This is a genomic window from Thalassobacillus cyri, assembly GCF_900107755.1.
GTDB classification, from domain to species: domain Bacteria; phylum Bacillota; class Bacilli; order Bacillales; family Halobacillaceae; genus Thalassobacillus; species Thalassobacillus cyri.
Genome location: NZ_FNQR01000005.1, coordinates 54000 through 79161 on the forward strand (window position 1 = coordinate 54000; position 25162 = coordinate 79161).

A 25162-nucleotide genomic window follows, 5' to 3' on the forward strand; every position below is an offset into this window, starting at 1 on the left:
ATGCCTCCCTCTATTTGGTACTCTTTATTTTATCATCTCCAGCTAGTAAGGGGAAATGCTACGAAGCCACCTATTGTATGGAAATTATTATAGAAAAATGTTTATTCGTTTGGGCTAATGCTGATACTAGTAAGCAGGTGAGGCCTCATGAAATGGATTTGGATTGCCTTATTATTGTTGATGATCATACTGGTGGGGTTGTTATTCATTAAAATATCGCTCCGGTTTCAATTAGAAATCCTGCCTATCGACAAGCGGCTTACTTTAGTCGCTTATTTGGGTTTTCTACCTGTATATCGCAAATATATCGATTTCAACCGTATTGTAGAGAGTGAAACGGAGTTGGCAAAAGTAGAGAAAAAAGCAGAAGAGTTATGGAAACAAAAATCGACAGACGTTAAGAAGAGGAAGTTAGGCGTGCATCAGTTCTTGCAAATGGGGAGAGCGGTAACGGTACATAAAATGAATAGTGTCATGCGTGTAGGTACAGGAAACGCTTCGTCGACTGGTTCCATTGCGGGTGGATTGATGGCGGTTGCTTCCCTCCTGGAACAATTGATCAACCAATTGTTCATCATAAAGAAACCTGCCCATTTCCGGGTTGAGCCTTCCTTTCAAGTGCCATGCTTTCATATACTTGCAGATGGTATATTTTCTTTCCGGCTTGGTAAGGCTATATATGTGTGGTTACGATACGTGAACAGATAGCCTGAAAAAGCCAGATGATAAGCAGGAGGTAATAGCATGAATGAGCATCCGATTCAAGGTCTGATGACCACAGCAATGGATAGTCTGAAAGAAATGATTGATGTCAATACAATTGTCGGAGAGCCGGTTGAATCGCCCGATGGCAGTATCATCATCCCGGTTTCCAGAGTTGGATTCGGCTTTGCTGCCGGGGGCAGCGAATTCAAAGCGAAAAACGGCGGGCAACAAAGTCAGGATGGTCAAAGCCAGGAGCAATCAGAAGAAGAATTGCCATTTGGCGGTGGCAGCGGTGGCGGGGTTTCCATTACTCCAATCGCCTTTTTAGTTGTCAGAAAACAGGGAGTTCAGATGATCCATCTGAACGAACAAACCCACCTTTACGAGAGAATGTTGGATTTAGCACCGCCTGTCATTGAAAAAATTCAAGAACTGCTTCAAAAGGGTGGCAATAGCAGTAGTCAGCAACAATCCAGACGTCCTTCTTCCGATCTTTTATAGGTTAACGTTAGACAAGTTTAGAAACTGCCTTCATAATAAAGATAGGCAGTTTTTTTTTGGGCTTGATAAGTTTTAAAAAAGCAAGGAGGACGAGGAAATGGCTTCAATCACTTTTAAGGAAAATCCAGTTACACTTGTAGGGGAAGAAGTTAAGGTAGGGGACAAGGCTCCAGATTTCAAGGTGCTTGCCAATGATCTTAGTGAAGTGACCCTTAACGACTACAAAGACAGCGTTAAACTGATCAGTGTAGTTCCTTCTCTTGACACTGGCGTTTGTGCCGAGCAGACACGTCGTTTTAATGAAGAAGCAACAAAGCTGGGTAATGTCAAAGTTTTGACTATCAGTATGGACCTCCCATTTGCTCAAAAGCGCTGGTGTGGTGCTGAAGGTATTGAAAATGTAGACACATTGTCTGATCATCGTGATGCTTCCTTCGGAAAAGCATATGGTGTGTTGATTGAAGAACTTCGTCTATTGGCGCGTTCCGTGTTCGTTGTCGATTCAGAAAATAAGGTCACTTATGTTGAATATGTCAGTGAAGCAACGAACCATCCGGATTATGAGTCAGCGATCGCTGCAGTAGAACAAGCCAAGTAAGTTGACTGGCTTACAGCTAAATTGTATGATCGGATAGTAAATAAGATATCGTAGAGACCAACATGGCGCATTTCTTAAAGTGAATGCGCCATTTGCTTGTTTTTATACTTTGAATCACAGCGACGTACAGGGGAACAGTAAGGAGGAACAGTTTGATGCAACAAACACATGTAGAAGAATTATTTGAATGGATTGACGAAGCTGCTACAGCAATAGAATACCAAGAAAACACCACATATTTAGAATCTGTGGCAGATGCTTTGGATGTTCTGTACCACCATGCACCATTTGATGATATGGCTGATCTACTGAAACAGCAACTGGAAAAGCACCTGAAAGACATCGATTTGAACAAATTCGAGAAAGAAGAAATCCGAAAAGCGACACAGTTGGCCATTTTAAAAGGAATGAAAGGCGCTACCCAGCAACAGCACCTTATCACTCCAGATACGGTGGCCATGTTTATGGGGTATCTTACCCAACGGTTATTCAAAGATGCACAAGAGATACGGATATTCGACCCTGCCTGTGGTACAGCCAACCTCTTGACAGCTGTACTTAATCAGTTAGACAAGCAGGTTGCTGCGTATGGCAGTGATGTTGATGAAACGTTAATGAAACTAGCTCTTGCTAACGCCAATCTGCAAAAAACAGAAATCGAATTCTTTCATCAGGACAGCTTACGTCCATTTTTATTAGAGCCGGTAGACTTCGTTTTAGCTGATTTGCCTGTCGGCTACTACCCGGATGATGTCCAGGCGGGAGAATATAATCTGAAAGCAGAAGAGGGATATTCCTACGCCCATCATTTATTCATTGAACAAAGCTTACGTTATACAAAGCAGGGAGGCTATTTGATGTTTGTCATCCCTAACTTTTTATTCGAGAGTGACCAGGCTACTCAGCTGAATGCCTTTTTGAGAGAGCATGCACATATTGTAGGAATGTTGCAGCTGCCAGAGGCTCTATTTAAAGAAGAAAAACATGCTAAAAGTATTTTGGTCCTGCAAAAGAAAGGGAAAGGTACTGAAGCACCGAAAGAAGCGCTACTGGCCAAGCTTCCATCATTTAAAAATCATAATGCTATGGCTGATATTCTTGCACAAATCAACCAGTGGTTCGAAAAAAATCATTCTTCGTAATTATGAGAAAATAAAGATTTTATTGCGTAAACGTTACCATTTACCCTTGCACCTTGAAAATGTCAACGCCGGGTGATTAAATGGTAATGGAATGAAACTAGAGAGCCTAATTTAAGGGGATGAAATACCTTGAGTAAAATCATAGCAATCAATGCCGGCAGTTCTTCTTTGAAATTTCAGCTGATTGAAATGCCGGAAGAAACAGTAATAACTAAAGGTTTAGTAGAAAGAATCGGAATCAACGATTCTATTTTCACAATAGAAGTGGGCGGAGAAAAAGTTAAGACCACACAAGATATTCCTGATCATGCGGAAGCAGTTAAAATGCTGTTGGATAAATTAACTTCTACAGGCATCATAGAATCCTTGGATGAGATTGATGGAGTAGGACACCGTGTCGTCCATGGAGGGGAGCGTTTCAGTGACTCTGTTGTGATCACTGAGGAAGTCATTCAGGAAATTGAAGAGGTGTCGGAATTGGCTCCTTTGCATAACCCAGCCAACCTGACAGGTATCCGGGCATTCAAGCAAGTACTTCCTGAGGTGCCATCTGTTGCTGTGTTTGATACTGCTTTCCATCAAACCATGCCAGAACAATCTTATTTATACAGCCTGCCATATGAATACTATGAGAAATATGGCATCCGTAAATATGGTTTTCATGGTACTTCTCATAAGTATGTATCTGAACGTGCCTCTGAAATGTTAGGTCTTCCGGTTGAACAGCTGCGCCTCATTTCCTGCCACCTTGGTAATGGAGCGAGCATCGCAGCTATTGAAGGCGGAAAATCGATCGACACATCCATGGGCTTCACACCATTAGCCGGTGTAACGATGGGTACACGTTCCGGTAATATCGACCCTGCTTTGATTCCTTACATCATGGATAAAACAGGGAAGTCTGCTGCTGAAGTCATGAATGTGTTGAACAAAGAAAGTGGTATGCTGGCACTTTCCGGCTTCTCCAGTGACCTTCGGGATATCGAAGAAAAAGCTTCAGAAGGAGAAGAGCGTGCGGAGCTGGCCCTGGAAGTATTTGCAGCACGCATTCATAAATACATTGGGTCTTATGCTTCGCGTATGCACGGTGTAGACGCCATAGTTTTTACCGCAGGTGTCGGAGAGAACAGTACATCCATTCGTGAACGTGTCTTGAAAGGCTTAGAATTCATGGGGGTTTACTGGGATCCATCTTTAAATCAGGTACGTGGGAAAGAAGCATTTGTAAACTATCCGCATTCTCCTGTTAAAGTCATGATCATTCCAACTAACGAGGAAGTCATGATCGCACGAGATACGGTACGTCTATCCAGTTAATAATAAAACCAAGTGTTCCGTTTATAAACGCACGGGACGCTTGGTTTTTTGTTTGCGAATGGATTTTATTTTTTTCCTATTCGAGCTAGAATAAGAATAGGCATAAGAGGAGAATGGGAGGCAATAAGATGAGCGATGGAAATAAAGTGAGCAGGGATATCCAGCAATGGAGAAGGAACCATACTGATTACCAGCCCAATGATTTTGAGCGTATGTATGATGCGTGGGTCAATCAAATGTTTGATGGTCTCGATTCTAAATGGAAACAGGTCTTTTTCCGTAATTTAGATAATTACTTATTTCATACTCATGCTTTTATTCAAGGCACTTCTTTTCAAAATGAAGCAAGGGAACGTATCATCACGGTCGGCAGAGTTTTTGATAATCAAATAGAAAATATTTCTGATTTGAAGGTCTTATCTATCGACCGACGTACATATATCGCCCAGCAGCAAATATCACGGATCAGGCTGTATTCTTTTGCCCAGGGAGGGTTGACTGGAACTGGCGGCCTGCTTTTGTTTGGTTTGGATTTTCCATTGATGATGGGAATGAATTTGCGTGCGGTCCAAATGATCGGTTTGTCATTCGGTCACGAAATGAACCATCCTTATGAGATGATGCTGTCGTTGCGTGTCTTCCACGCAGCTACCTTGCCCAAAAGGATGCAAGAGGAGGCATGGGAAGAGCTGGTGGAGGAAGTACGGAATGACAACCACCCCTATGTGTTTGAGGGTGCAGATGACCTTACTGATGAATCCTGGCTGGAGCAGCCTCTTAAGCAAATTCTCAAATCACTGTTTATCGTAATGTTTCGCAAAAAGCTGATCCAAGGACTACCTTTAGTCAGCATGACAGTAGGAGCCACTGTCAATTACCGTTTGACACGCCGGGTTTCAGAATTCGCGTTGAGATTTTACCAATATCGATATTTACTAGCAAAGGAAGAGGAGGGGGAAGATGTCCGTTGAGGAGCATAAACAAGAAGCAAAAAAATCAATAGCATGCATGATTATCACGGTGAGTGATACGAGAACAAAAGAAACGGATAAGAGCGGGAAGTTGATGATTGAATTATTGACTTCCAAAGGTCATCACATCGTGGACCATCGTATCGTAAAAGACGAAGAACAAGCAATTCAGGAAGCAGTAGAATCTGGATGTAATAACACGGAGGTAGAAGCGATACTTACCAATGGAGGTACAGGAATCGCGAAGCGGGACGTGACTATTGAAACGGTCGCTTCACTATTTGATAAAGAAATAACGGGCTTCGGGGAAATTTTCCGAATGCTTAGTTATACAGAAGACATCGGATCAGCAGCCATTTTATCCAGGGCGATAGCAGGTGTCAGCAGAAATACGGCAATTTTCTCCACGCCTGGTTCAAGTGGGGCAGTTAAACTTGCGATGAATAAATTGATTCTCCCAGAGCTCAGCCATGTAATCCGGGAAATACAAAAAGATATTTAAAATAAACAAACCCTGCCTCTTATACCTAAGCGGCAGGGTCTTTCTAACTGGTTTTAGCAGTGATGACAGGGTTTGTCCTGTACCAGATCCATAAGTCATTGATCATCGAAGCAAGCTGGCTGATCCGGTCGTTCAACCGGCAGGATGCTTCGAAGTCTTCTTCATTATTGAGCCGTGCAAGACAGTTTTCTATATCTTTTTCCAGCTTCTTGATTTTATCAGGAATTTCCCCACGGTGATTTTCCCATACTGCTAAAATCAAAGCTTGTTCCCTTTGAGTAAACGTATAAAAAGGACGAGGTAGATCCGGGATAGAAAGGTGAAGCCTTGGATCATAAGTGAAATATTGTTCCATAAAACCTCCTGCAGCGGTTATTTTTGTTCTGGCATCCGCACTACAAGTACGTCGCACTTAGCATATCTGGTAATGTGTTCAGAAACACTGCCGATAAAGAAGCGTTCCATTGTATTGAGACCGGTGGCCCCACAGATAATCAAGTCTGCTTTGTATTTCGGGGCTACATCCTTAGCAATTTTTATTTTAGGTGAACCATATTCAATGTCAATGGTGACATTGTCTACCCCAGCTTCCTTCGCTTTATCCTGGTATTCATCCAATAACTCCTTAGCATAGCCCTCCGCGCGGATAGCAAGAGATCTGTCATAAGCTTCAACCGTAGCAAACGCACGGGTATCCACGACATGGGATAGAATTAATTGGGCATCATTTCTTTTAGCAATATCAATTGCTTTTTTAAAAGCGAATTCAGCAGCGTTAGAACCATCAATTGCCACTACAATGTGACTATATTCGAATGACATATGGAACGCTCCCTTCCTTATTTATACTTCTATTATAACATGCGGAATGTTGTTAATGTAAACGTTGTCAAACATGAAAACATACATTTTTGTGAACATTATAAAGGGAGGTGCCTACATGGATAAAGACCAGCAGAAAAGTCCTAAAGTTGAGGAAGACTCTCTGGAAGGAATCAATGAAAGTTATCAGTCAGGGAGTGTCGAATTTCCGCGGATGAAAGAGAAAAAGAATAAAAGGGAGGAATAAGGTACTTTCTCATTGGGAAAGCAGCAAGGAAAAGCTTTTCTCCTTGCTGCCTTTCTATGAAGTCCTATTGCTCTCCGTGTTGATTTTATAGTTAAGCTCTCTTTTGCTGAAGACTCAGTTACGAGATAGTGTGGTCCGTTACCATAAGAGTAATGGGATGGTCCGGGAAACGACTCGCTTTCCTGCGATCTGGCAAGCTTCCTCGGGCTAAAGCCCTGTGGGATCTCGCCTAGCCCCTTCTCCCGCAGGAGTCTCATCGTTTCCCTTCCCATCCAACCAGTTTAGTAATAAACGGTCTCTTCGTGTGTGTAGCTTTATTTTGAGCCATTTATTAAAGGGGGCAAAGTCTTCTTTCAAAATTATCATAGCGCGGTTTACACAAGTGGTATTTCGAGAACTTTCTACGGCCAGGTTCGGAGGGGAACGGCGAGACTCCTCGAAAATGCTACGCATTTCCTTCGTGCGTGGGTTAATTCAGGGTGAAATTTCAAAGTCCTGCGGGATGAAAATGACAGGTGAGACCCCGGAAGACGAAGTCTGAGGAGGCTCAGCGCATGCCTGCGGAAAGGGAGTCGTTCCCCTCCGGACCGGTATTCAGTCAAACATTTCGAAACTGAGTCTTCCATAATTAGGCCCAATAGTTGAATAAGGCTTTTATGAAAGATCAACACCAACGTTTAACAAATCCTAAGAATAAACAAGCTGCAATGATGGTGAGGGAATTCACTTTCTTTCCTCGGTTCCTCAAGCCCGAAGCCAAAGCAGAATTAAGCGACAGAAAAAGCATTAGGTGTGAACCGATATCATTATCTGTAGTAAAGTAGAGATGGAGTGTAAAGCTTTACTGCTACAAGAATAGAATCATTACATAAAATAATCGCAATTGTAAAAACTGAAGGAGGAATAGCTGTGCGACATGCCCTCATTACCGCAGGAACTAAAGGGCTAGGTAAAATGGTGACCACCCGCTTTTTAGAAATGGGACATTCTGTCACCGTTACGTATCGAACGGACCGTGATAAAGCGGAACAACTATTGGAAGATTGGCCCGAACATCATGATCGCATTCAAATCATCCAGGTAGATGTGACTAAAAAGAAGGATTTGATAGAGCTTGTTGAGCAGACCATCGACCGCTTCAGCAGAATTGATTACTTGATCAATAATGCCGGCCCTTATATTTTTAAAAGAAAAAAATTATTGGATTATACTCAGGAAGAATGGGATGCCATGATACGCGGTAATCTGGATGCATCTTTTCATTTATTCAAGCTGGTAGCTCCTTATATGAGAAAGCAGAAATTCGGTCGTATTATCAATTACGGCTTCCAGGGGGCCGGGGCAGCTTCCGGATGGATCTACCGATCTGCTTTTGCAGCAGCCAAAGTTGGGCTGGTTTCGCTAACGAAAACAATTGCTTTTGAGGAAGCTGAGAATGGAATAACCTCAAACATGGTTTGCCCTGGAAATATTATGGGGGAGATGAAGGAAGCGACCATTGCGGAAAGTAAAAAAATCCGGGATGAACATACACCCATCGGAAGATCAGGTACCGGAGAAGATATCGCACGCACGATCGAATTCTTATGTGAAGAAGACAGCGATATGATCACTGGAGCAGTTTACGAAGTCACAGGCGGCCTGGATGTCATTCATCGTCACCGGTGATTCGTATATTCTTTGTCGAAATTAAATGTGAAAAAACGAGTTTTTTGTTACAATGTAAAGGCTTACATTTGCGTTATCTATCCCCTTTTCAGAAATAATGGTATAGTGGTTGTGAGAAGGGGAGGACAAGCGTCCTAGAACAATGGATTGGGAGGTTATGAATATGAAAATCGGAGTACCTAGAGAAATAAAAAATAATGAAAACCGTGTGGCCATGACTCCGGCTGGTGTTATTTCTTTGACCAATGCAGGTCATGATGTGTATGTGGAAACCAATGCGGGAGTAGGTTCGAATTTTACGGATACCCAATACATAGAAGCAGGGGCTACTATCGTAGACACAGCTCAAGAGGCGTGGAGCCAGGAAATGGTCATGAAAGTAAAAGAACCACTTCCTGACGAGTATGATTATTTTTATGAAGGACTTATTTTATTTACGTATCTCCATCTGGCGCCAGAGCCAGAACTTACAAAAGCATTGATTGACCGTAAAGTAGTCAGCATTGCTTACGAAACAGTCCAATTGGATAATGGATCGCTTCCTTTATTGACACCGATGAGTGAGGTTGCAGGCCGGATGGCTACACAAATAGGGGCGCAATTTTTAGAGAAGCTTCATGGAGGGAAAGGTATCCTGCTGGGAGGAATTCCTGGGGTTCGACGCGGGAGAGTCACTGTTATCGGCGGAGGAGTTGTCGGGACAAATGCAGCGAAAATAGCGATGGGTCTCGGTGCGGATGTCACGATCATCGACTTGAACCCGGAACGTTTGCGTCAATTGGATGATATCTTCGGTTCAGAAATTAATACCCTCATGTCGAACCCATTGAATATTCAGGAATCTCTGGCAGAATCAGACTTAGTGATTGGAGCTGTCTTAATTCCTGGAGCTAAAGCCCCGAAGCTTGTCACCGATGAGATGGTACAGTCCATGATGAAAGGTTCAGTCATTGTGGATGTGGCAATCGACCAGGGAGGAATTTTTGAAACCACCGACCGGATTACTACCCATGACAATCCTACGTATGAAAAGCATGGTGTGGTGCACTATGCCGTTGCAAACATGCCGGGTGCTGTACCACGGACCTCGACCATTGGCCTGACGAATGTGACGATTCCATACGCGCTGCAACTGGCTAACAAAGGCTACCGCCAGGCATGCCAGGATAATATAGCGTTACGTAAAGGAATCAACACATTGAATGGTTTTGTAACTTACCGTGCTGTCGCAGAAGCACACCAGCTTGAATACTCAGATGTTGAAACCTTACTAGAATATGAGTGATAATGAAACAGCGAGGGCAGCTAGAGTTTTCCTCGCTGTTTTTGATAGCATCGGAAAAATTATAATGAAAAATGAAACTTTCTTTTCGTTATATCGTATAAGAAAGTAACGCAGCGTTATCAGGAAGGAGAGGTGACCGGTCCTGGGACTGTTTTCACGTTTATTTTCAAATAAAAAAGCAAAGGCACCAGCAGTGAAGGAACGTACCCCGTTGAACATTCAAGTAGGGGACATTGTAAACTATGACCTGGTGGATTATGAAGTGGTTGGAAAAATTACTTACAGGGAACATGCCTATGAATGGTTCGGCTATCAATTGCTTGAAGGCCACTCGACGATTTGGCTCTCAGCGGAGATGGACGATGAGTTAGAGTTAGGAATATACCGTACCATCAAGCTTCCAGTGTCTAAGCCTTTTCCCGATACTTTGGAATATGAAGGAAAAACCTATCATAAAGATGGCGAAGGGGATGCAAGAGTAGTCGGTGAAGGAAGAAGCGCGAATGTCAATGGCCAGAGTATTTCCTATGCGGATTATATCGCTGACGATGAAACTGATTATCTCAGTGTAGAAGCTTGGGGAAGTGATACGGAAGTTAGTCATGGTTACGATATTGAACCTTATGATATTAAGATCATAGCAGGTTCTCATTAATTTAAAGGAGGAAATTAGATATGTTCCAATTTTTTAAACGCGTCAAAACGGTAGTGAATTCGGAATTGAATTCCATGTTGGATAAAGCAGAAGACCCGGTGAAAATGCTGGATCAATTCATGCGTGATATGGAGAATGATATTCGCGAGGCGGAAAGTGCTGTCGCCAAGCAGATTGCCAATGAAAAAATGCTGAAGCGTAAGTTCGATGATGCCCAGGCACTTGTCGACAAGCGAATGAAGCAGGCAGAGCAAGCGATAGAGACAGGCAACGAAGATCTTGCCCGTCGTGCGCTTGAGGATAAAAATAGCCAGCAGGAGCAAGCGGAGCAATTGCAGGCATCGTGGGAAAAAGCAAAATCAGATGCAGACAGTCTACGTGAAAAGTTAGATGAAATGAAAAAGGAATACCAGCAAATGAAGTTGAAGAAAGATTCCCTGAAGGCACGTGCAGAGTCGGCAAAAACAAGAACAAAAATGAATCGAACAATGTCCGGTATTGGAGGCGATGAGTCACGTAAAGGTTTCGAGCGTATGGAAGAAAAAGTTCTTCAACATGAAGCTGAAGCTGAAACAAGCGAAGACATGTCGCAGGCCAGCCGATCTCTTGACGATGAATTCGAAGCTCTGGAAAAGAACGGAGTGGACGACGAATTGGCGGCATTGAAGAAAAAAATGGGTAAAGAATAACTTGTCAGCTGATCATAGTTAAAAGAGATATTTGAGCTATGGAGGGAGGGTCTGACTAAATGTCAGGCCCTTATCCATGAGTTCATGAAACTTTCTCCAGGAAGGAGGAACCCATATGAAGGATTATCTTGTTTTATTTGGCTTTGGAATCATCATTATCGTCCTGTTCATGAATGTTTTTGGCGGCAATGATGACAGATCAAGAGGGATTTCAAGCTCGTCTTCAGATCCAGCTATTACATATGACGAATTACCAGAAGAGCCATCAAAAGAAAGTATCATCTCCTCTTTGCAGCAATCTGAGCCCTCTGATGCAGAAGAACTTGTAAGCAATCATTTTCCTTTAATAGATACGGTTCGTACAGACGAAGGTATTTCCAGAGTTTATGTCACGAGGGAATTCAGGATACCAGAACTGGCAGATCTGTTAGCTGAAACACTAAAGCCGGATGAGAAAAGTGACTACAACAATAATAAACAAGTACTTGTTTATCCCGATCATTTTGTAATTATGAAGGAAAGCGAAGAAGAACCAGGCGTAGTCTTCATTGAGCTGTCGAATGATCAATTTGTCCGCAATCACTATACACCTGGATTCTTTAATGGCCTATTAACTTATGCTGTATTGAACAGAATGCTTAATTCAAGTAATTGGGCTAAAAATCAGGCTGGGCGTTGCCGGGCGTCGAATGATTGCTATGGCGGTTACACTATGTACGGGGGTTATCGTTCGGGAGATACAGGTACATTCCGGGGCTCTACAGGGCGTGGCGGAGGACCCGGTGCAGGAAAATAATCTATTAGGAGGTTGATAGTATGGGACCATTCATTGCTACTTTTGCTTATTTTGTTATTGCTGTCATTGTCGTATTGATCGGCCTGGGAGTATTTGAAGTGATAACTACGAAATATAAGGATTGGGAAGAAGTTAGACAGGGCAATACTGCGGTTGCTTTATCTATTGCTGGAAAAATAATCGGGATTTGTATCATTCTCTCATTTGCTATCTATCATAGTTTGACATTGTGGGACACTTTGATTTGGGGAGCCTATGGGGTAGTCCTCCAAATGCTTGCCTACTTCCTATTTGAAATGTTCACAAGGAAATTTTCAGTTGAAACAATGCTGAAAGATAACAATATTGCTGTCGGAATCATCTCAATTGGAGTTTCCATTGGTTTAGCTTTCGTAATTGGCGCTTCCATTACATAAGTTAAACCCTAGAAAGGGGTGTCTCTGCCCTGCGGAGACACCCCTTTTTTCTTCATATTTGTTTATCGGAGTGATCAACTATGCAACAAGAAGCTATCAAACAGAGCCATTTCATTTATTGGGCTTCAGGTATCGTCTCTATTTGTGGAATTATTTTTGAGGTGTTATTTGGAGCTTTGGGCTCTTACATACTGGGGGATGGCGTAAAACAATATACGTTGACAATCAGCCTGTTCTTGACAGGGATGGGGATTGGTGCGTCTATCAGTGAAAGAGTGATGAAGCGGTTGATCTTAGCTTTTATCTGGATTGAGTTCATGGTAGCTTTAATCGGTGGTTTTTCAAGCTTCATGATGTTTGGCATGACAGCATTCGCACCAGATGGCACAGATGCATTGTTTCTGTATTCGGTGACATTGCTAATCGGGGCGTTGACTGGGCTGGAACTTCCTATTCTTATCCGGAAAGCGAACGAAATCGGAGTAGGATTAAATCGCAGTACGGCTCGTGTATTGTTTTCTGACTATGCTGGAGGGCTTATTGGCGGGCTTTTGTTCGTTTTCTTGCTCCGCCCGCAGCTCGGCATGGTGAAAAGTGCATTCTTCGTTGGATTAATCAATTTGTCAGTAGCATTGGTTGTTCTTTATTTATTCCGTAAAGAAATTGCTAAGTTAAAGATACATATTCTGGCTGGAACTGTCATCGGTCTGCTTTTGCTGACAGGACTGTTCTTTGGGGAAGAAATGGCGTTTTCCTTTGAACAGAAGTTATATAAAGATCCAATTATCTTTAACGAAAATAGTGCCTATCAGAAAATAGTACTCACCAAAGAACAAGGAGACACTCGTTTGTACCTCGATGGTTCTCTGCAGTTCAGTTCTTCTGATGAGTACCGTTATCATGAGACACTCGTCCACCCTCCGATGTCAGAGGCCGAGGAGGCGAAAAATGTTTTGGTCCTCGGCGGAGGAGATGGCCTTGCAGTCCGGGAATTATTGAAATACAAACAGTTAGAAGATATCACTTTGGTTGATTTGGATCCTGCTGTTACTGATTTGGCCAACACCAATTATCATTTACTACAGCTAAATGAAGGGGCGTTGAAAGATGAAAAAGTAACGGTATACAACAAGGATGCCTTCGAGTTTCTGGAGAAGGGGAATAGATTTTACGATGTTATCATTATCGATCTTCCTGACCCGAACAATGAGAGCCTGAATAAATTGTATACGCGTGAATTTTATTCACTTATTAGGAACCATCTTCGCCCAGGAGGAGCAGCAATGATTCAGGCGACAAGCCCCGTCTTTGCTACGGAAGTCTATTGGACGATTGATGAAACCATCCGCTCCACTGGATTAGAGACGGAAAACTTCCACCTCGATATTCCGAGCTTCGGTAACTGGGGGTTTATCATGGCGTCACGGGAAAGAATTGAACTGAAAAATCTCGATATCTCTGTTGAAACAACTTACCTCACCGGGGATCTTCTCCGTGCTTTCACGGTGTTTGGAAAAGATGAAGACAGGGAAATAATCAACCGGAAAGGGAATAGGGTTTCCTTGGAACCCAATACATTGATCAATCCTCATTTAATTGAAAAATATGAGCAAGCTTGGGATAATTATTAAATGAGAAAGTAATTTTTCTGTGAAGGAGAGGATAGTGTGAAAGCAACTTACCATGGTCATTCTGTCGTAAAAGTGGAAGTGAATGGGAAAACAATTTTGTTCGATCCATTCATTTCCGGGAATGGAAATACGGATCTCAACGCCGATGAAGTTAAAGCAGATGTCATCCTGTTGACCCATGGTCATAATGATCATGTCGGTGATACAGTCGATATCGCCAAGCGTAATGATTCGCTAGTGGTAGCTCCGTTCGAGTTGGCGGAATACCTTGGCAATAAAGGCGTGAATGCTCATCCAATGTATATCGGCGGATCTCATGAGTTCGATTTTGGCAAAGTTAAGTTTACCCAGGCATTTCATGGTTCTTCTTACACCGAAGAGGATGGAACTACCGTCTACACTGGTATGCCTACTGGGATTTTATTGACGGTAGGTGGTAAAACCATTTTTCACGCTGGGGATACCGGCTTATTCAGTGATATGAAGATGATTGGTGAACTAAATAAAATTGATTTGGCATTCATACCGATTGGGGATAATTTCACGATGGGACCAGATGACGCATTGGTCGCTGCAAAATGGCTGGATGCTAAACAGGTAGTACCTATCCACTATAACACCTTCGATCTGATCAATCAGGATGGGAAAGCCTTCGCTGACAAAGTGAGCCCTGGGACAGGTAAAGCGTTAGAAGTAGGTGAATCCATCGAATTATAATAGTTTATCCTGACCGTCACTTCCAAAAGTGACGGTTTTTTTATAGGAATGGCACTGTTAAATCCTATTGTTAATTTCACAATTAAAGCTCCCTTTAATTGAAAACTCAGTTTCAAGAGAAGCTATTCCGGTATGGTGAAGAGCGTTTAGAAGGCAGGGAAAACACTCGCTTTTCGTGGGAATGTGGTGAGCTTTCTCAGACTTCACCTTGCGATATCTCACCGCTCATGTTCATCCCACAGGAAAGAAATGAATGCGTAATCGCCTTGGGAGACACGCCACGCATAAGCAGAACAGCAAAAGGGAAGGGCTCTTTCTTCCCGATGGACTGCTTATGCCGCGAGTGTCTAGGGGATGAAGCTGGAAAGAAATAAATGCGTAATCGCCTTGGGAGACACGCCACGCATAAACAGACCAGCAAAAGGGAAGGGTTCTTTCTTCCCGTTGATGGACTGCTTATGCCGCGAGTGTCTAGGGGATGAAGCTGGAAAGCGAACCGTTTCCCAGCCACTCTTTCCACTGTCTCGGAAACGGACCTAATCACCTGGAAACTGAGTCTTCCACAATTCGGCTAATAAGTTGAATCTGATAATTAGCCAATAAAAATGCAAATTGAAATTTTTGCCAATAAAAGCAAGCAGCCCTAAGATGGATTTTCTGTAAAAAATTGCAGGAAGACTGTATCATCTGTATAATAACAATTAGATACATAAACACTAGTACAGTTAGAAAGAATGGTGAATGACAATGGCTACGAAACATGAACAGATCCTGCAATTTATTGAATCACTTTCCGTGGGCAATAAAATATCCGTACGCCAAATAGCAAAAGAACTGAATGTCAGTGAAGGAACCGCATACAGAGCTATTAAAGAAGCTGAAAATCAAAGCCTGGTAAGTACGATTGAACGTGTCGGGACTATTCGAATTGAAAAAAAGAAGAAAGAAAACATTGAACGCCTCACATTTGCGGAAATTATCAATATTGTTGATGGTCAGGTACTTGGGGGCAGAGAAGGTTTATATAAGACATTGAATAAATTCGTTATCGGAGCGATGAAGCTGGAAGCGATGATGCGCTATACAGAAGCAGGGTCATTACTGATAGTCGGAAACCGGACGAATGCTCATGAATTAGCATTGAAAGAAGGAGCTGCTGTCTTGATTACCGGTGGATTTGACACAGAAGAGCGTGTCAAGAAGCTGGCTGATGAAAAGAAATTGCCGATCATTTCAACGAGTTATGATACGTTTACTGTAGCAGCTATGATCAATCGGGCGATTTATGATCAGCTCATCAAAAAAGAAATTGTGCTGGTCGAGGATATCTATACTTCTTTTGAGCAATCCTATTATTTGAAAACAACAGATACCGTTGAAAATTGGCATGAATTGAATGAAGCTACTTCACACAGCAGGTATCCAGTCGTCGATGGAAACAACCGTGTAGTGGGGATGGTAACTTCGAAAGATGTCATTGGAAAAGACAGGAGTATAGTCATTGATAAAGTAATGACAAAAAATCCAATGACGGTGCAAACCAAAACATCTCTGGCCAATGCTGCTCATATGATGGTTTGGGAAGGAATTGAAATCATGCCAGTAGTTGACCAGCACCATAAACTGCAAGGGCTGATTTCCAGGCAGGATGTTTTGAAAGCCCTGCAGCACATTCAGCGGCAGCCACAGGTTGGAGAAACAATAGATGATCTGGTAAGCAAACAGGTGGAAGTAATCGGAGAAGAAGGTAATAATATGCTGTTCCAGGTTGCTGTCACCCCACAAATGACCAATCAGCTGGGAAGCCTTTCCTATGGGGTATTCACTTCACTAGTAACGGAAGCAAGCAGCCGGCTGCTTCGAAAGTACAAAAAAGGTGACCTGGTGGTAGAAAACTTATCGGTTTATTTTATCAAACCTGTTCAGATTGAGAGTGTCATTGAAATCAAACCGGAAATCATGGAAGTCGGTCGTAAATTCGCTAAGGTAGACGTTGAGCTCTATCATGAAAAGACACTGGTGGGTAAAGCCCTGTTAATGGCACAACTGATCGACCGGTGAGACAGCTAAAAAGGCAGCGCTTTTATGCGCTGCCTTTCCTATCCTGTTCAGTTGGAAGCTGCTTCTTGTTTCTGGTACTCGTTTTTGTAATGGCGAGAGCTTTTAAAGCCGAAGTACATCTGCATGCCACCTAATACAAGGAACACGATGCCTATATAAAGCGATAGTTTTGTTTCATAGAAGAGATATTGATTGATACCAAAAAAGAATACAAAGCTTCCAAGGCAAATCCTGGCTTTTCCATTGAAATAAAGCTGAGTCAATCTGTCACGGGTCCGGGTTATATTTACTTTATAATAAATATATAAAATTAGTGAAACAAGAATCAAAGTGGAAAATATCAGCATGAAATCTACTCCCTAATGTTGTCTGAAATCAATACTATTGTAGCTTGTTTTAATCAAATATGCTACCTGTTATTGGATTTCTATGATTAAATAGTAAGTAACCATGCGAGGTAAGGAGTAATTATATGTGCAAAACAAAGATATTGGAAAAGATCACAGAATACGAGAAAATCATTATTCACAGGCATGTAAGACCGGATCCTGATGCCCTAGGTTCTACCGGTGGCTTAAAGGAGATCATCCAGGCAAGTTTTCCGGGGAAGACGGTGCTGCTCACCGGGGAAGAAGATCCCTCTTTAAATTTCCTGATAGGGATGGATGAAGTGGCGGATCAGGATTATGAACAAGCCCTTGTAATTGTATGCGATACTGCCAATCAGGCAAGGGTGGACGATCAACGTTATACCCAGGGAAAAGAAATAATTAAAATTGACCATCACCCGAATGTCGATCAGTACGGGGATATCCAGTGGGTCGATACAGATTCCAGCTCAACGAGTGAGTTGATTTATGAATTTTACCTGGAATTTGAAAAGCAAGGGTTGAAGTTGACAGAGGCGGGTGCTCGTCTTTTGTATGCGGGAATTGTAGGAGATACTGGAAGGTTTTTATTTCCAAGCACAACAACAAAGACATTGAAGTATGCTGCTGATCTGGTTCGTTATCCTTTTGACCGTCCGGATTTATATGACGGTATGTATAACACTAAGATGAATGTCGTCCGGCTGAAGGGTTACATTCTCCAGCACTTCACGGTATCATCGTCCGGGTTGAGTACTATCCGTATTACAAAAGATGTCATGGAAGAGTATGGGGTGACCGTATTGGAAACCAGCCAGTTAGTAGGTATCCTTGGGGATGTTGAAGGAGTTCTATCCTGGGCATTTTACGTCGAAGAAGACGATGTAATCCGTGTGCGATTACGCTCAAGAGGTCCAATTATCAATGGCGTGGCCGCCAATCATAATGGCGGGGGACATCCAATGGCAGCTGGTGCTTCTGCACATTCCTGGGAAGAAACGGAAGCAATAACAAATGAATTGGAAGAAGTATGCAGGAAGTATAAGCGGGAAAATCAACAGGGGTAATGTACACAAAATAACCCTCCGAGCCTGATATAGGTTCGTGAGGGTTCAACCTTTTAATGTTTCGACTCACCTGGATCAACCGGAATGAACCAGCAGCCCGTATCGGTGCGGTCGAAAAAGACATTGAGCTGGCGTCTGGCTACATCCCTTTTCATTAGCCGGATGAGTTCATCAGTTTCTGCGTATGCGGTGTAACCGTTCATAAGCTGTGAAATCTTTTCCTCCACCTGGCGATGACGGTCCATGATCAACATATCACTCACCCCTTTGATTTGGATTGCTATTTATCTAACTCTATTGTATAAAATTCAGCAGAGATCCGCTACATTTTTCTGAAAATTTCATCATTTTGTCATAATTTCATTTTCCATGGTCAAGTATCAATGGAAATACTTAATTCTAAGCTAAGTTGTCTGTAAATAATAAGTTGAATAACTTCCACCTGATAGGTAAAGTCATCAATTCGATATTGTTTATTCTCGATTGCTTTGATTAAAAATTCCCGATTTTTACCGATTTCTTCAACGTCCTTTCCTATCACATCCTCAATCTCTGCCTTAATCAATGTTTCTAATTGATGTTTTGTCAATCGGTCCATCTGTAATCGTTTGTCATTCGTAAAGGTTATCTCTATCTGCTGGATGGTGAACTGTTCTTGCTTCTCTTCCTGTGTTTCCAACAGACCTTCATAGGCCGATTCAAGCTCTGTCAATTTCCCTCTTAAACGAATGTTCTCCTCCACCCAATGTTCCAGCAGGCTTCCGCTTACATACAGTAAAAGTCCATAACCTATAATTCCACCTACTATCATCCCGGCGAAAAAGCGCTGCCAGCCTTTCCGTTTATAATATGTGGGTATATGCATTAGGTGATATCCTCTTGCAAAATCCATTGAAAAAATAACAGCGCTGCTTTTACGCCACCCATGGCAGCAACAATGACCATTATTTGTTTGAACATATCAAACGTAGAACCATCTAATATCCCCTTTTCAAAACGTGCAATCGTATCAAATGTCCCGCCGATCGCAGCTACTATCGCCCAAATCCTCAATCCTTTTGAAATTCTCACCATGGAGGTATACGGAGCTTCACCAGTTAAAAGGCTGCCCAGACTCCCGATAAAAGCTCCACCAACCATGACTCCAAAAGCAATAAAAAAAACATGAATCATGGAAACAATCAAACGTTCTTCCACAATTACCAACCCTCTCTTGCGATTCTTCCCGTCCTGACCTTTTACATAGTTCTATTAAATATATGAAATCATAAGACAAGGTATGCGGTGTGGTTTCATTCCCCTTTGACAATCAGCTATAATAATAGATAGGGAAGAAAGGTGATCAGAATGTCGTTTACGCATTTACAAGTCCGCAGTGGCTATAGTTTGATGAAGAGCAGTATAACCATCAATAAATTAGTTCAGTCGGCGAAACAAAATGGATTCACCTCTCTAGCTTTGACAGACGAGGGGGTCATGCATGGCGCCGTAGAATTTTACCAGGCCTGTATAAAAGAAGGAATCAGTCCGATTCTTGGTATGATAGTCAAAGTGGAAATAAATGATCAGACTTTTTCCACCGTATTATTAGCCAAGCACCTTTCGGGCTACAAAAATTTGCTTAGATTGAGCAGCTACATACAATCAGGGGAAAATAAAGCTGTAGATGTAGAGTCTTTACATAACTATACGGCCGGGGTAATTTCAATTTTACCTGCTGTCGATTCACCAGTAGCCCAATATCTTGAAGTCGGAAATGAGAACGCAGCTCATGACTTCCTGACTAAATGGACTGGTGCTTTTGAGGACTCAAGTGTTTATTTAGGAATTGAGGATCATCATTTGGAGCGGGAGCGCAAGCTGCATGACCGATTGAAACAGTTCGTAGCAGACCATGGTGCCCGGGCTGTCGCGTTGCAGGATGTGCGTTATCTCCAACGAGAAGATGCCGAGGCTTTTGATTGCTTAACAGCAATGAGGGAAGGCAGAAGATGGTCTCCTGGAGATAGGGATGGGGAAAGTAAAGAGCGGCATTTACGAACAGCCCAGGAAATGGAACGGTTATTTTCAGAATGGTGGCCTGAAATATTAAAAGAAACCGAACAAATCGCTGATCAATGCAAGGTAGAATTGCCCTTGAATGAGCAACGAATCCCTTCTTTTCCAGTCCCTGAAGGTAAGACCGCTGATGAGTACTTAAAAGAAATCTGTGATCGGGCAATCGAACAATTAGAAGACAGTGAAAAAGCACAGGCAGTTAAGCGACTGGAATATGAATGGAAGGTTATCACTTCCATGAACTTCAGTGATTACTTCCTGATAGTTTGGGACTTCGTCACTTATGCGAAGCAGCAAAATATCAAGGTAGGGCCAGGGCGTGGATCAGCCGCTGGTTCATTGGTTGCTTATTTACTCGGAATTACAGAAGTGAATCCGCTTCGTTACGATTTGCTGTTCGAAAGGTTTCTTAACCCGGAGCGCATATCGATGCCCGACATCGACATTGACTTTTCCGATCACCGTAGAGATGAAGTGATTCAGTACGTCACTCAAAAATATGGCTCGGACCACGTTGCCCAAATCATCACATTTGGTACGTTTGCGGCACGGAGTCTGTTGCGTGAATTATTCAAAACCATTGGTATCGATCAACAGGATGCAGCTTTCATATTAAAAGAGTTTTCCGTAAGCAGCGACAAAACAATAGTAGGCACCGTTAAGCAATCGGAAGAACTGGCTATGTATATACGTCAATCGCCAAAGCTTCAATTGCTATTCAAAATTGCCGCCAAGCTGGAAGGTTTGCCCAGGCATACATCGACCCACGCGGCTGGAGTGGTAATCAGTGAAGTTCCACTTACAGAAAATGTTCCATTAATGGCTGGACATGAAGGCGTTCCTCTTACTCAGTTTGCCATGGGAGATTTAGAAACCATCGGTTTGTTGAAAATGGATTTTTTAGGGTTGCGTAACCTGACTCTTTTAGAACGAATTGAAGCCAATATAGTCCGCTCTCTGCGGCGTGACTTTTCTCTTGATTCGATTCCTTACGAAGATGAGGCGACTTATCAATTATTGAGGGAAGGAAGGACGAATGGTATTTTCCAATTAGAATCCCAGGGGATGAAGGGCGTGCTTCAAAAATTAAAACCGAATCGTTTTGAAGATGTTATAGCTGTTAACGCTTTGTACCGACCAGGTCCGATGGAATATATTCCACTTTATATCGAGCGTAAGCACGGTAGAGCTCCTGTGGAATACCCTCACCCTGATGTGGAGCCAATTTTAGAGAAAACTTTTGGTGTACTGGTTTACCAAGAACAAATTATGCAGGTAGCCAATCAAATCGCAGGTTTTTCGCTTGGGCAGGCCGATGTTTTAAGAAGGGCTGTCAGTAAAAAAAAGCAGGAGTTGATTGCTGAGCAGCAAGCTGCTTTCCTGGATGGGGCAAGGAAAAAGGGGTATCAGGATGAAGTTGCTAAAGAAATCTACCACTGGATCGTTAAATTTTCTAACTATGGATTCAACCGCAGCCATGCTGTAGCTTACAGTATGATTTCCTATCAGCTTGCTTATTTGAAAGCTCATTATCCCGCCTACTTCCTGGCAGAGCTCATGAATTCCAATGCAGGCAATCACGAAAAACTGGCAGCATACATCCGGGAAGCAAAAGAGTCTGGTGTGAAGGTGACAGCGCCATCGATCAATAACAGCTATGCCGGTTTCCGAGTGAAAAAGGGAAACATCCAGATGGGGATGTTATCGATTAAAGGTGTAGGGTATCAAGCGGTGCAAGAGATAATAGATGCACGAAAGCAAGCTTCGTTTAAAAATATTTTTGATTTTTGTTTAAGAGTTCCCTTAAAAGCTGTCAATCGACAAGTGATTGAGTCATTGATCCTGGCAGGTGCTTTTGATGAAACTCATCCTAACCGCGCCAGTTTGCTTGCAAGTATCGATCAGGCAATAGAACAAGGTGAGTTGTTCAAGGAGTTTGATGACCAGCCTTCTTTTTTTCAGGATGATCTGATCTTAGATGTTAACTATGTAGAAACCGAACCATTTACTCGGCTTAAACAACTAACCTTGGAAAAAGAAGTTCTCGGAACATACATGTCAAGCCATCCCTTGGAAGATTATCGTAATAAGCTCCGCGCAAACGGTTTTATTTCATTGAACCAAATGGAATCGTTAAAGCAGAAGAAGCATTTGAAATCCTGCGGGGTTGTTGATCATATTAAACAAATTAGAACAAAGAGGGGCGACCCCATGGCTTTCATGACCATAAGTGACGACCAAGGAGAGGCGGAGTCCGTCATCTTTCCCGAATTATACCGGAAAGTAAGACCATGGCTGCAAGAAGAGATGCTGATCTGTTTTGAAGGGAATATTGAAAATAGGAAAAACCAGTTGCAGTGGCTGCTTTCTGCTATTGAGCCGTTTTCTGAAAATATGATCGAAGATGGGGATGATACGGCCAGAAAGCTGTTCATCCGGTTGTCAGAACAAGAAGAATTTGACGCCTTACAGGCGATTCGACAAGTTGCCGATCATTTCCCAGGCAATACGCCTGTTATTGTTCATAATGCAAAAAAGGGGAAAACCTATCGATTATCCAGTGACTATTATCTAAACCTTTCTAGGGAATGTCTGCATGCATTACATGATTATTTCGGTAAAGATTCCGTTGTTCCAGCTCAAACCAAATAACTTGATGAAGCTCAGCGTCCAGGCTATGGTATGCTGAGCTCGTTTTCACCTCAATTCTCCCTGCAGCAGGGTTGCAACACAGTCGTAAGATCAGCTTCAAAGGGTAAGGAAGCTGGGTTTTAAAGTTAATAATAGTCGATGTAAAGGGTGTTGCTTTACACCTATATATCATCTGTTATAATTAAGGAGTCTAACCATGGTGGTCAGACCACTCGAATTTATCTATGAATTTATCCATATTTATTGTTTATAAAGGAGCGGTTTCAGGTGTCAAATTTAAGAGATGAGGCTTTACATATCCATCGTGTCAATAAAGGAAAATTAGCAACCCATTCAAAAGTACCTATTAAAAACGCTAAAGATCTTAGCCTTGCTTATTCCCCGGGAGTAGCAGAGCCATGTAAAGAGATCTATGACCATAAAGAATCGGTTTATGATTATACAATGAAAGGGAATATGGTGGCTGTTGTAAGTGATGGGTCAGCTGTACTGGGTTTAGGAAACATCGGCCCGGAGGCTTCGTTGCCCGTCATGGAAGGGAAAGCTGCATTATTTAAAAGTTTTGCCGGAGTAGATGCTTTCCCAATCTGTCTAGATACCAATAAAGTGGATGAAATCGTAAATACTGTCAAACTGATGGAACCGACATTCGGGGGCGTGAATCTAGAAGACATCGCCGCTCCTAACTGTTTCATTATTGAAGAACAATTAAAAAAAGAAACGAATATTCCAATCTTCCACGATGATCAGCATGGGACAGCCATTGTAACCGTGGCGGGGTTGATGAATGCTTTAAAAATCGTGGGAAAGTCGTTCTCCGATATAAAAGTAGTAGCTAATGGTGCTGGAGCTGCGGGCATCGCCATTATCAAGCTGCTGTATCATTTTGGTGTACGCGACATAATTATGTGCGATTCTAAAGGGGCCATCTTTGAAGGGCGTAATTATGGAATGAACGATGTAAAAGATGAAATTGCAAAAATCACCAATAAAGATAAGCAAGAGGGATCCCTAGAGGAAATAATGACGGATGCTGATGTATTCATCGGTGTGTCTGTCGGTGGTTTGTTATCGAAAGAAATGGTTGAGTCCATGAATGAGGACCCGATTATTTTTGCGATGGCCAATCCTGACCCGGAGATTATGCCGGAGGATGCAAAATCTGCCGGGGCACGTGTGATTGGAACAGGCAGATCCGACTTTCCTAACCAAGTAAATAATGTCCTTGCATTTCCAGGTATTTTTCGTGGTGCGCTTGATGTAAGAGCGACACGGATCAATGAAAAAATGAAGATAGCGGCAGCTGAAGCGATTGCGTCTCTTGTAACAGCTGAAGAATTGAACGAAGACTATGTCATTCCGGCTCCTTTCGATGCACGTGTGGCACCGAAAGTGGCAGCAAGTGTTGCGAAAGCTGCTATGGAATCCGGAGTAGCGCGTCTTCACGTAGATCCTGAAGAAGTAGCTGAGAAAACGAGAAAACTTACCATGATTGATGAATAAAATTAAGGGGAAGGGAGAGAGTATGCTGCCTTTCTCCCACTTACATAAATGAACCTATTTCTCTATTTTGGGAATAATAGCAGTTAGGTGTTGGAGTAAAGGGGTGGCATCACATTGTCCGGGTCTCAAACAGTAAAGGTATATGAAGAAGTATTACACCAAATAAAAATGTATATTGAACAACACCAGCTAGGCCCTGGAGACAAACTTCCCTCTGAACGCGAATTGAGTGAGCTTCTGAATGTCGGTCGTTCTTCTATCAGGGAAGCCTTTCGCGCTTTGGAACTGTTAGGGTTGATTGAAACCAGAAGGGGCGAAGGTACCTTTATGCGTAACTACCGGCCGTATCATATGGTGGAACTGCTATCGACCTTTATATTGCATGAGGCCAGGACTAAAGAAGAATTAGCCACGGCTAAGATGATGCTCGAAATTGAAGTCACCCACCAGGTGATGGCAGACTTGGAACAAGATCATATAGAAGATCTGAATAAGATTTTAAGTGATTATGAGCAAAATAAAGCGATGCTGCACCATGCTTTTTTTCAATATTTGTTTGAGTTATCAGGTAATGAATTATTGAATCGAATGTGGCAGTTGATTGATGGATTTGCCAATACGGTACATGAGTTCAATTTCCAGGCATCCTTTTACCATAATGTGACCGAGGGAATGGAGAAGAAAAATCTCCACGGCTTTAGGAGCTGGTATGAAAAAGAGCTTAATTTGTCGAATGAAAATTGACATAGAACGACAAATTTTTTGAGCGTTTTCCGCTACATTGGATTAAA

Annotated in this window: 27 protein-coding genes; 21 read left to right on the forward strand and 6 right to left on the reverse strand. The window is 42.5% G+C overall.

The genetic code is table 11. From position 1 onward, the window contains the following. Window positions 1–147 precede the first annotated feature (147 nt). From BLV00_RS07705 to BLV00_RS07735, 7 genes are all read left to right on the forward strand, one after another. Window positions 148–708, forward strand: coding sequence for a DUF2953 domain-containing protein (locus BLV00_RS07705; protein WP_093044126.1), 561 nt, complete (start codon window positions 148–150; stop codon window positions 706–708). 36 nt (window positions 709–744) lie between these two features. After that, a complete protein-coding gene (ytfJ, locus tag BLV00_RS07710; RefSeq protein ID WP_093044128.1) occupies window positions 745–1206 on the forward strand; it encodes a GerW family sporulation protein in 462 nt (153 codons plus the stop codon). Between the two features lie 97 nt (window positions 1207–1303). Beyond that, window positions 1304–1804 (forward strand): thiol peroxidase, encoded by a 501-nt coding sequence (gene tpx / locus BLV00_RS07715; protein WP_093044130.1) that lies wholly within the window; start codon window positions 1304–1306, stop codon window positions 1802–1804. Between the two features lie 155 nt (window positions 1805–1959). Beyond that, entirely contained in the window at window positions 1960–2946 is a 987-nt protein-coding gene (locus BLV00_RS07720; protein ID WP_093044132.1) for a class I SAM-dependent methyltransferase, read from the forward strand. A 129-nt stretch (window positions 2947–3075) separates the two neighbouring features. Further along, window positions 3076–4263 (forward strand): acetate kinase, encoded by a 1188-nt coding sequence (locus BLV00_RS07725; RefSeq protein WP_093044134.1) that lies wholly within the window; start codon window positions 3076–3078, stop codon window positions 4261–4263. 128 nt (window positions 4264–4391) lie between these two features. After that, complete coding sequence (locus BLV00_RS07730; RefSeq protein WP_093044136.1) at window positions 4392–5234, forward strand: EcsC family protein; 843 nt, start codon at window positions 4392–4394, stop codon at window positions 5232–5234. Continuing rightward, window positions 5224–5736 (forward strand): MogA/MoaB family molybdenum cofactor biosynthesis protein, encoded by a 513-nt coding sequence (locus BLV00_RS07735; protein ID WP_093044138.1) that lies wholly within the window; start codon window positions 5224–5226, stop codon window positions 5734–5736. Before BLV00_RS07730 ends, BLV00_RS07735 begins: the two co-directional genes overlap by 11 nt. 43 nt (window positions 5737–5779) lie before the next feature. On the opposite strand, the gene BLV00_RS07740 is transcribed toward BLV00_RS07735, so the two are convergent. Together BLV00_RS07740 and BLV00_RS07745 are read right to left on the reverse strand one after the other, a co-directional pair. Then, a complete protein-coding gene (locus tag BLV00_RS07740; protein WP_093044140.1) occupies window positions 5780–6091 on the reverse strand; it encodes a hypothetical protein in 312 nt (103 codons plus the stop codon). Window positions 6092–6108: 17 nt separating this feature from the next. Next, on the reverse strand, window positions 6109–6558 hold the full coding sequence (locus tag BLV00_RS07745) for a universal stress protein (RefSeq protein ID WP_093044142.1): 450 nt from the start codon (window positions 6556–6558) through the stop codon (window positions 6109–6111). A gap of 118 nt (window positions 6559–6676) precedes the next feature. Here BLV00_RS07745 and BLV00_RS22520 point away from each other — a divergent pair, with 118 nt between their 5' ends. The 10 genes from BLV00_RS22520 (at window position 6677) to BLV00_RS07790 (ending at window position 16723) form a co-directional block, all read left to right on the forward strand. After that, window positions 6677–6805, forward strand: a complete 129-nt coding sequence (locus tag BLV00_RS22520; RefSeq protein ID WP_281242996.1) for a hypothetical protein — start codon at window positions 6677–6679, stop codon at window positions 6803–6805. 876 nt (window positions 6806–7681) lie between these two features. Beyond that, complete coding sequence (locus BLV00_RS07750; RefSeq protein ID WP_245728900.1) at window positions 7682–8473, forward strand: SDR family oxidoreductase; 792 nt, start codon at window positions 7682–7684, stop codon at window positions 8471–8473. A gap of 163 nt (window positions 8474–8636) precedes the next feature. Beyond that, on the forward strand, window positions 8637–9758 hold the full coding sequence (gene ald, locus BLV00_RS07755) for an alanine dehydrogenase (RefSeq protein WP_093044146.1): 1122 nt from the start codon (window positions 8637–8639) through the stop codon (window positions 9756–9758). A gap of 142 nt (window positions 9759–9900) precedes the next feature. Further along, window positions 9901–10413 (forward strand): DUF4178 domain-containing protein, encoded by a 513-nt coding sequence (locus BLV00_RS07760; RefSeq protein WP_093044148.1) that lies wholly within the window; start codon window positions 9901–9903, stop codon window positions 10411–10413. 20 nt (window positions 10414–10433) lie between these two features. Beyond that, window positions 10434–11102 (forward strand): PspA/IM30 family protein, encoded by a 669-nt coding sequence (locus BLV00_RS07765; protein ID WP_093044150.1) that lies wholly within the window; start codon window positions 10434–10436, stop codon window positions 11100–11102. A gap of 115 nt (window positions 11103–11217) precedes the next feature. Then, entirely contained in the window at window positions 11218–11898 is a 681-nt protein-coding gene (locus BLV00_RS07770; RefSeq protein ID WP_093044152.1) for a DUF4247 domain-containing protein, read from the forward strand. A 20-nt stretch (window positions 11899–11918) separates the two neighbouring features. Next, a complete protein-coding gene (locus tag BLV00_RS07775) occupies window positions 11919–12314 on the forward strand; it encodes a DUF350 domain-containing protein (RefSeq protein ID WP_093044154.1) in 396 nt (131 codons plus the stop codon). 80 nt (window positions 12315–12394) lie between these two features. Continuing rightward, window positions 12395–13945, forward strand: a complete 1551-nt coding sequence (locus tag BLV00_RS07780) for a polyamine aminopropyltransferase (protein WP_093044156.1) — start codon at window positions 12395–12397, stop codon at window positions 13943–13945. A 36-nt stretch (window positions 13946–13981) separates the two neighbouring features. Further along, window positions 13982–14662, forward strand: coding sequence for a metal-dependent hydrolase (locus BLV00_RS07785; RefSeq protein ID WP_093044158.1), 681 nt, complete (start codon window positions 13982–13984; stop codon window positions 14660–14662). A gap of 747 nt (window positions 14663–15409) precedes the next feature. Then, entirely contained in the window at window positions 15410–16723 is a 1314-nt protein-coding gene (locus BLV00_RS07790) for a CBS domain-containing protein (protein WP_176791397.1), read from the forward strand. Window positions 16724–16770: 47 nt separating this feature from the next. Here the strand turns inward: BLV00_RS07790 and BLV00_RS07795 are convergent, their stop codons facing one another. Then, window positions 16771–17070, reverse strand: a complete 300-nt coding sequence (locus BLV00_RS07795) for a YtpI family protein (RefSeq protein ID WP_093044162.1) — start codon at window positions 17068–17070, stop codon at window positions 16771–16773. Between the two features lie 125 nt (window positions 17071–17195). On the opposite strand from BLV00_RS07795, the gene BLV00_RS07800 reads away from it, so the two are divergent. Beyond that, complete coding sequence (locus tag BLV00_RS07800) at window positions 17196–18158, forward strand: DHH family phosphoesterase (RefSeq protein WP_093044164.1); 963 nt, start codon at window positions 17196–17198, stop codon at window positions 18156–18158. Between the two features lie 53 nt (window positions 18159–18211). Here BLV00_RS07800 and BLV00_RS07805 read toward each other — a convergent pair whose 3' ends face one another. The 3 genes from BLV00_RS07805 to BLV00_RS07815 all read right to left on the reverse strand — a co-directional run bounded on the left by BLV00_RS07805 (window position 18212) and on the right by BLV00_RS07815 (window position 19355). After that, complete coding sequence (locus tag BLV00_RS07805; protein WP_245728893.1) at window positions 18212–18403, reverse strand: YtzJ family protein; 192 nt, start codon at window positions 18401–18403, stop codon at window positions 18212–18214. A 128-nt stretch (window positions 18404–18531) separates the two neighbouring features. Beyond that, window positions 18532–19023 carry a sporulation membrane protein YtrI gene (gene ytrI, locus BLV00_RS07810; protein ID WP_093044168.1) on the reverse strand — a complete coding sequence of 164 codons (492 nt, stop codon included), beginning with the start codon at window positions 19021–19023 and terminating at the stop codon, window positions 18532–18534. After that, the gene (locus BLV00_RS07815) at window positions 19023–19355 is read right to left on the reverse strand and encodes a YtrH family sporulation protein (protein WP_093044170.1); all 333 of its coding nucleotides are present in this window, start codon (window positions 19353–19355) and stop codon (window positions 19023–19025) included. The genes ytrI and BLV00_RS07815 overlap by 1 nt, the downstream gene beginning before the upstream one ends. A gap of 150 nt (window positions 19356–19505) precedes the next feature. Here BLV00_RS07815 and dnaE point away from each other — a divergent pair, with 150 nt between their 5' ends. The 3 genes from dnaE to BLV00_RS07830 all read left to right on the forward strand — a co-directional run bounded on the left by dnaE (window position 19506) and on the right by BLV00_RS07830 (window position 25115). Continuing rightward, window positions 19506–22868 carry a DNA polymerase III subunit alpha gene (dnaE, locus tag BLV00_RS07820; protein ID WP_093044172.1) on the forward strand — a complete coding sequence of 1121 codons (3363 nt, stop codon included), beginning with the start codon at window positions 19506–19508 and terminating at the stop codon, window positions 22866–22868. A gap of 267 nt (window positions 22869–23135) precedes the next feature. Then, window positions 23136–24371, forward strand: a complete 1236-nt coding sequence (gene ystJ, locus BLV00_RS07825; RefSeq protein ID WP_093044174.1) for an NADP-dependent malic enzyme — start codon at window positions 23136–23138, stop codon at window positions 24369–24371. Window positions 24372–24485: 114 nt separating this feature from the next. Next, window positions 24486–25115 (forward strand): FadR/GntR family transcriptional regulator, encoded by a 630-nt coding sequence (locus BLV00_RS07830; protein WP_245728896.1) that lies wholly within the window; start codon window positions 24486–24488, stop codon window positions 25113–25115. Window positions 25116–25162: the final 47 nt, after the last annotated feature.

Bases quoted from the DNA above. Each gene is read 5' to 3' on its own strand.
- ytfJ (WP_093044128.1), top strand. From the start codon at position 745: ATGAATGAGCATCCGATTCAAGGTCTGATGACCACAGCAATGGATAGT.
- BLV00_RS07705 (WP_093044126.1), top strand. From the start codon at position 148: ATGAAATGGATTTGGATTGCCTTATTATTGTTGATGATCATACTGGTG.
- BLV00_RS07765 (WP_093044150.1), top strand. From the start codon at position 10,434: ATGTTCCAATTTTTTAAACGCGTCAAAACGGTAGTGAATTCGGAATTG.
- BLV00_RS07740 (WP_093044140.1), bottom strand. From the start codon at position 6,091: ATGGAACAATATTTCACTTATGATCCAAGGCTTCACCTTTCTATCCCG.
- BLV00_RS22520 (WP_281242996.1), top strand. From the start codon at position 6,677: ATGGATAAAGACCAGCAGAAAAGTCCTAAAGTTGAGGAAGACTCTCTG.
- BLV00_RS07745 (WP_093044142.1), bottom strand. From the start codon at position 6,558: ATGTCATTCGAATATAGTCACATTGTAGTGGCAATTGATGGTTCTAAC.
- BLV00_RS07790 (WP_176791397.1), top strand. From the start codon at position 15,410: ATGGCTACGAAACATGAACAGATCCTGCAATTTATTGAATCACTTTCC.
- BLV00_RS07805 (WP_245728893.1), bottom strand. From the start codon at position 18,403: ATGGACCGTCATCGCCAGGTGGAGGAAAAGATTTCACAGCTTATGAAC.
- BLV00_RS07770 (WP_093044152.1), top strand. From the start codon at position 11,218: ATGAAGGATTATCTTGTTTTATTTGGCTTTGGAATCATCATTATCGTC.
- ytrI (WP_093044168.1), bottom strand. From the start codon at position 19,023: ATGCATATACCCACATATTATAAACGGAAAGGCTGGCAGCGCTTTTTC.
- ald (WP_093044146.1), top strand. From the start codon at position 8,637: ATGAAAATCGGAGTACCTAGAGAAATAAAAAATAATGAAAACCGTGTG.
- BLV00_RS07780 (WP_093044156.1), top strand. From the start codon at position 12,395: ATGCAACAAGAAGCTATCAAACAGAGCCATTTCATTTATTGGGCTTCA.
- BLV00_RS07795 (WP_093044162.1), bottom strand. From the start codon at position 17,070: ATGCTGATATTTTCCACTTTGATTCTTGTTTCACTAATTTTATATATT.
- tpx (WP_093044130.1), top strand. From the start codon at position 1,304: ATGGCTTCAATCACTTTTAAGGAAAATCCAGTTACACTTGTAGGGGAA.
- BLV00_RS07735 (WP_093044138.1), top strand. From the start codon at position 5,224: ATGTCCGTTGAGGAGCATAAACAAGAAGCAAAAAAATCAATAGCATGC.
- BLV00_RS07800 (WP_093044164.1), top strand. From the start codon at position 17,196: ATGTGCAAAACAAAGATATTGGAAAAGATCACAGAATACGAGAAAATC.
- BLV00_RS07775 (WP_093044154.1), top strand. From the start codon at position 11,919: ATGGGACCATTCATTGCTACTTTTGCTTATTTTGTTATTGCTGTCATT.
- BLV00_RS07720 (WP_093044132.1), top strand. From the start codon at position 1,960: ATGCAACAAACACATGTAGAAGAATTATTTGAATGGATTGACGAAGCT.
- BLV00_RS07730 (WP_093044136.1), top strand. From the start codon at position 4,392: ATGAGCGATGGAAATAAAGTGAGCAGGGATATCCAGCAATGGAGAAGG.
- dnaE (WP_093044172.1), top strand. From the start codon at position 19,506: ATGTCGTTTACGCATTTACAAGTCCGCAGTGGCTATAGTTTGATGAAG.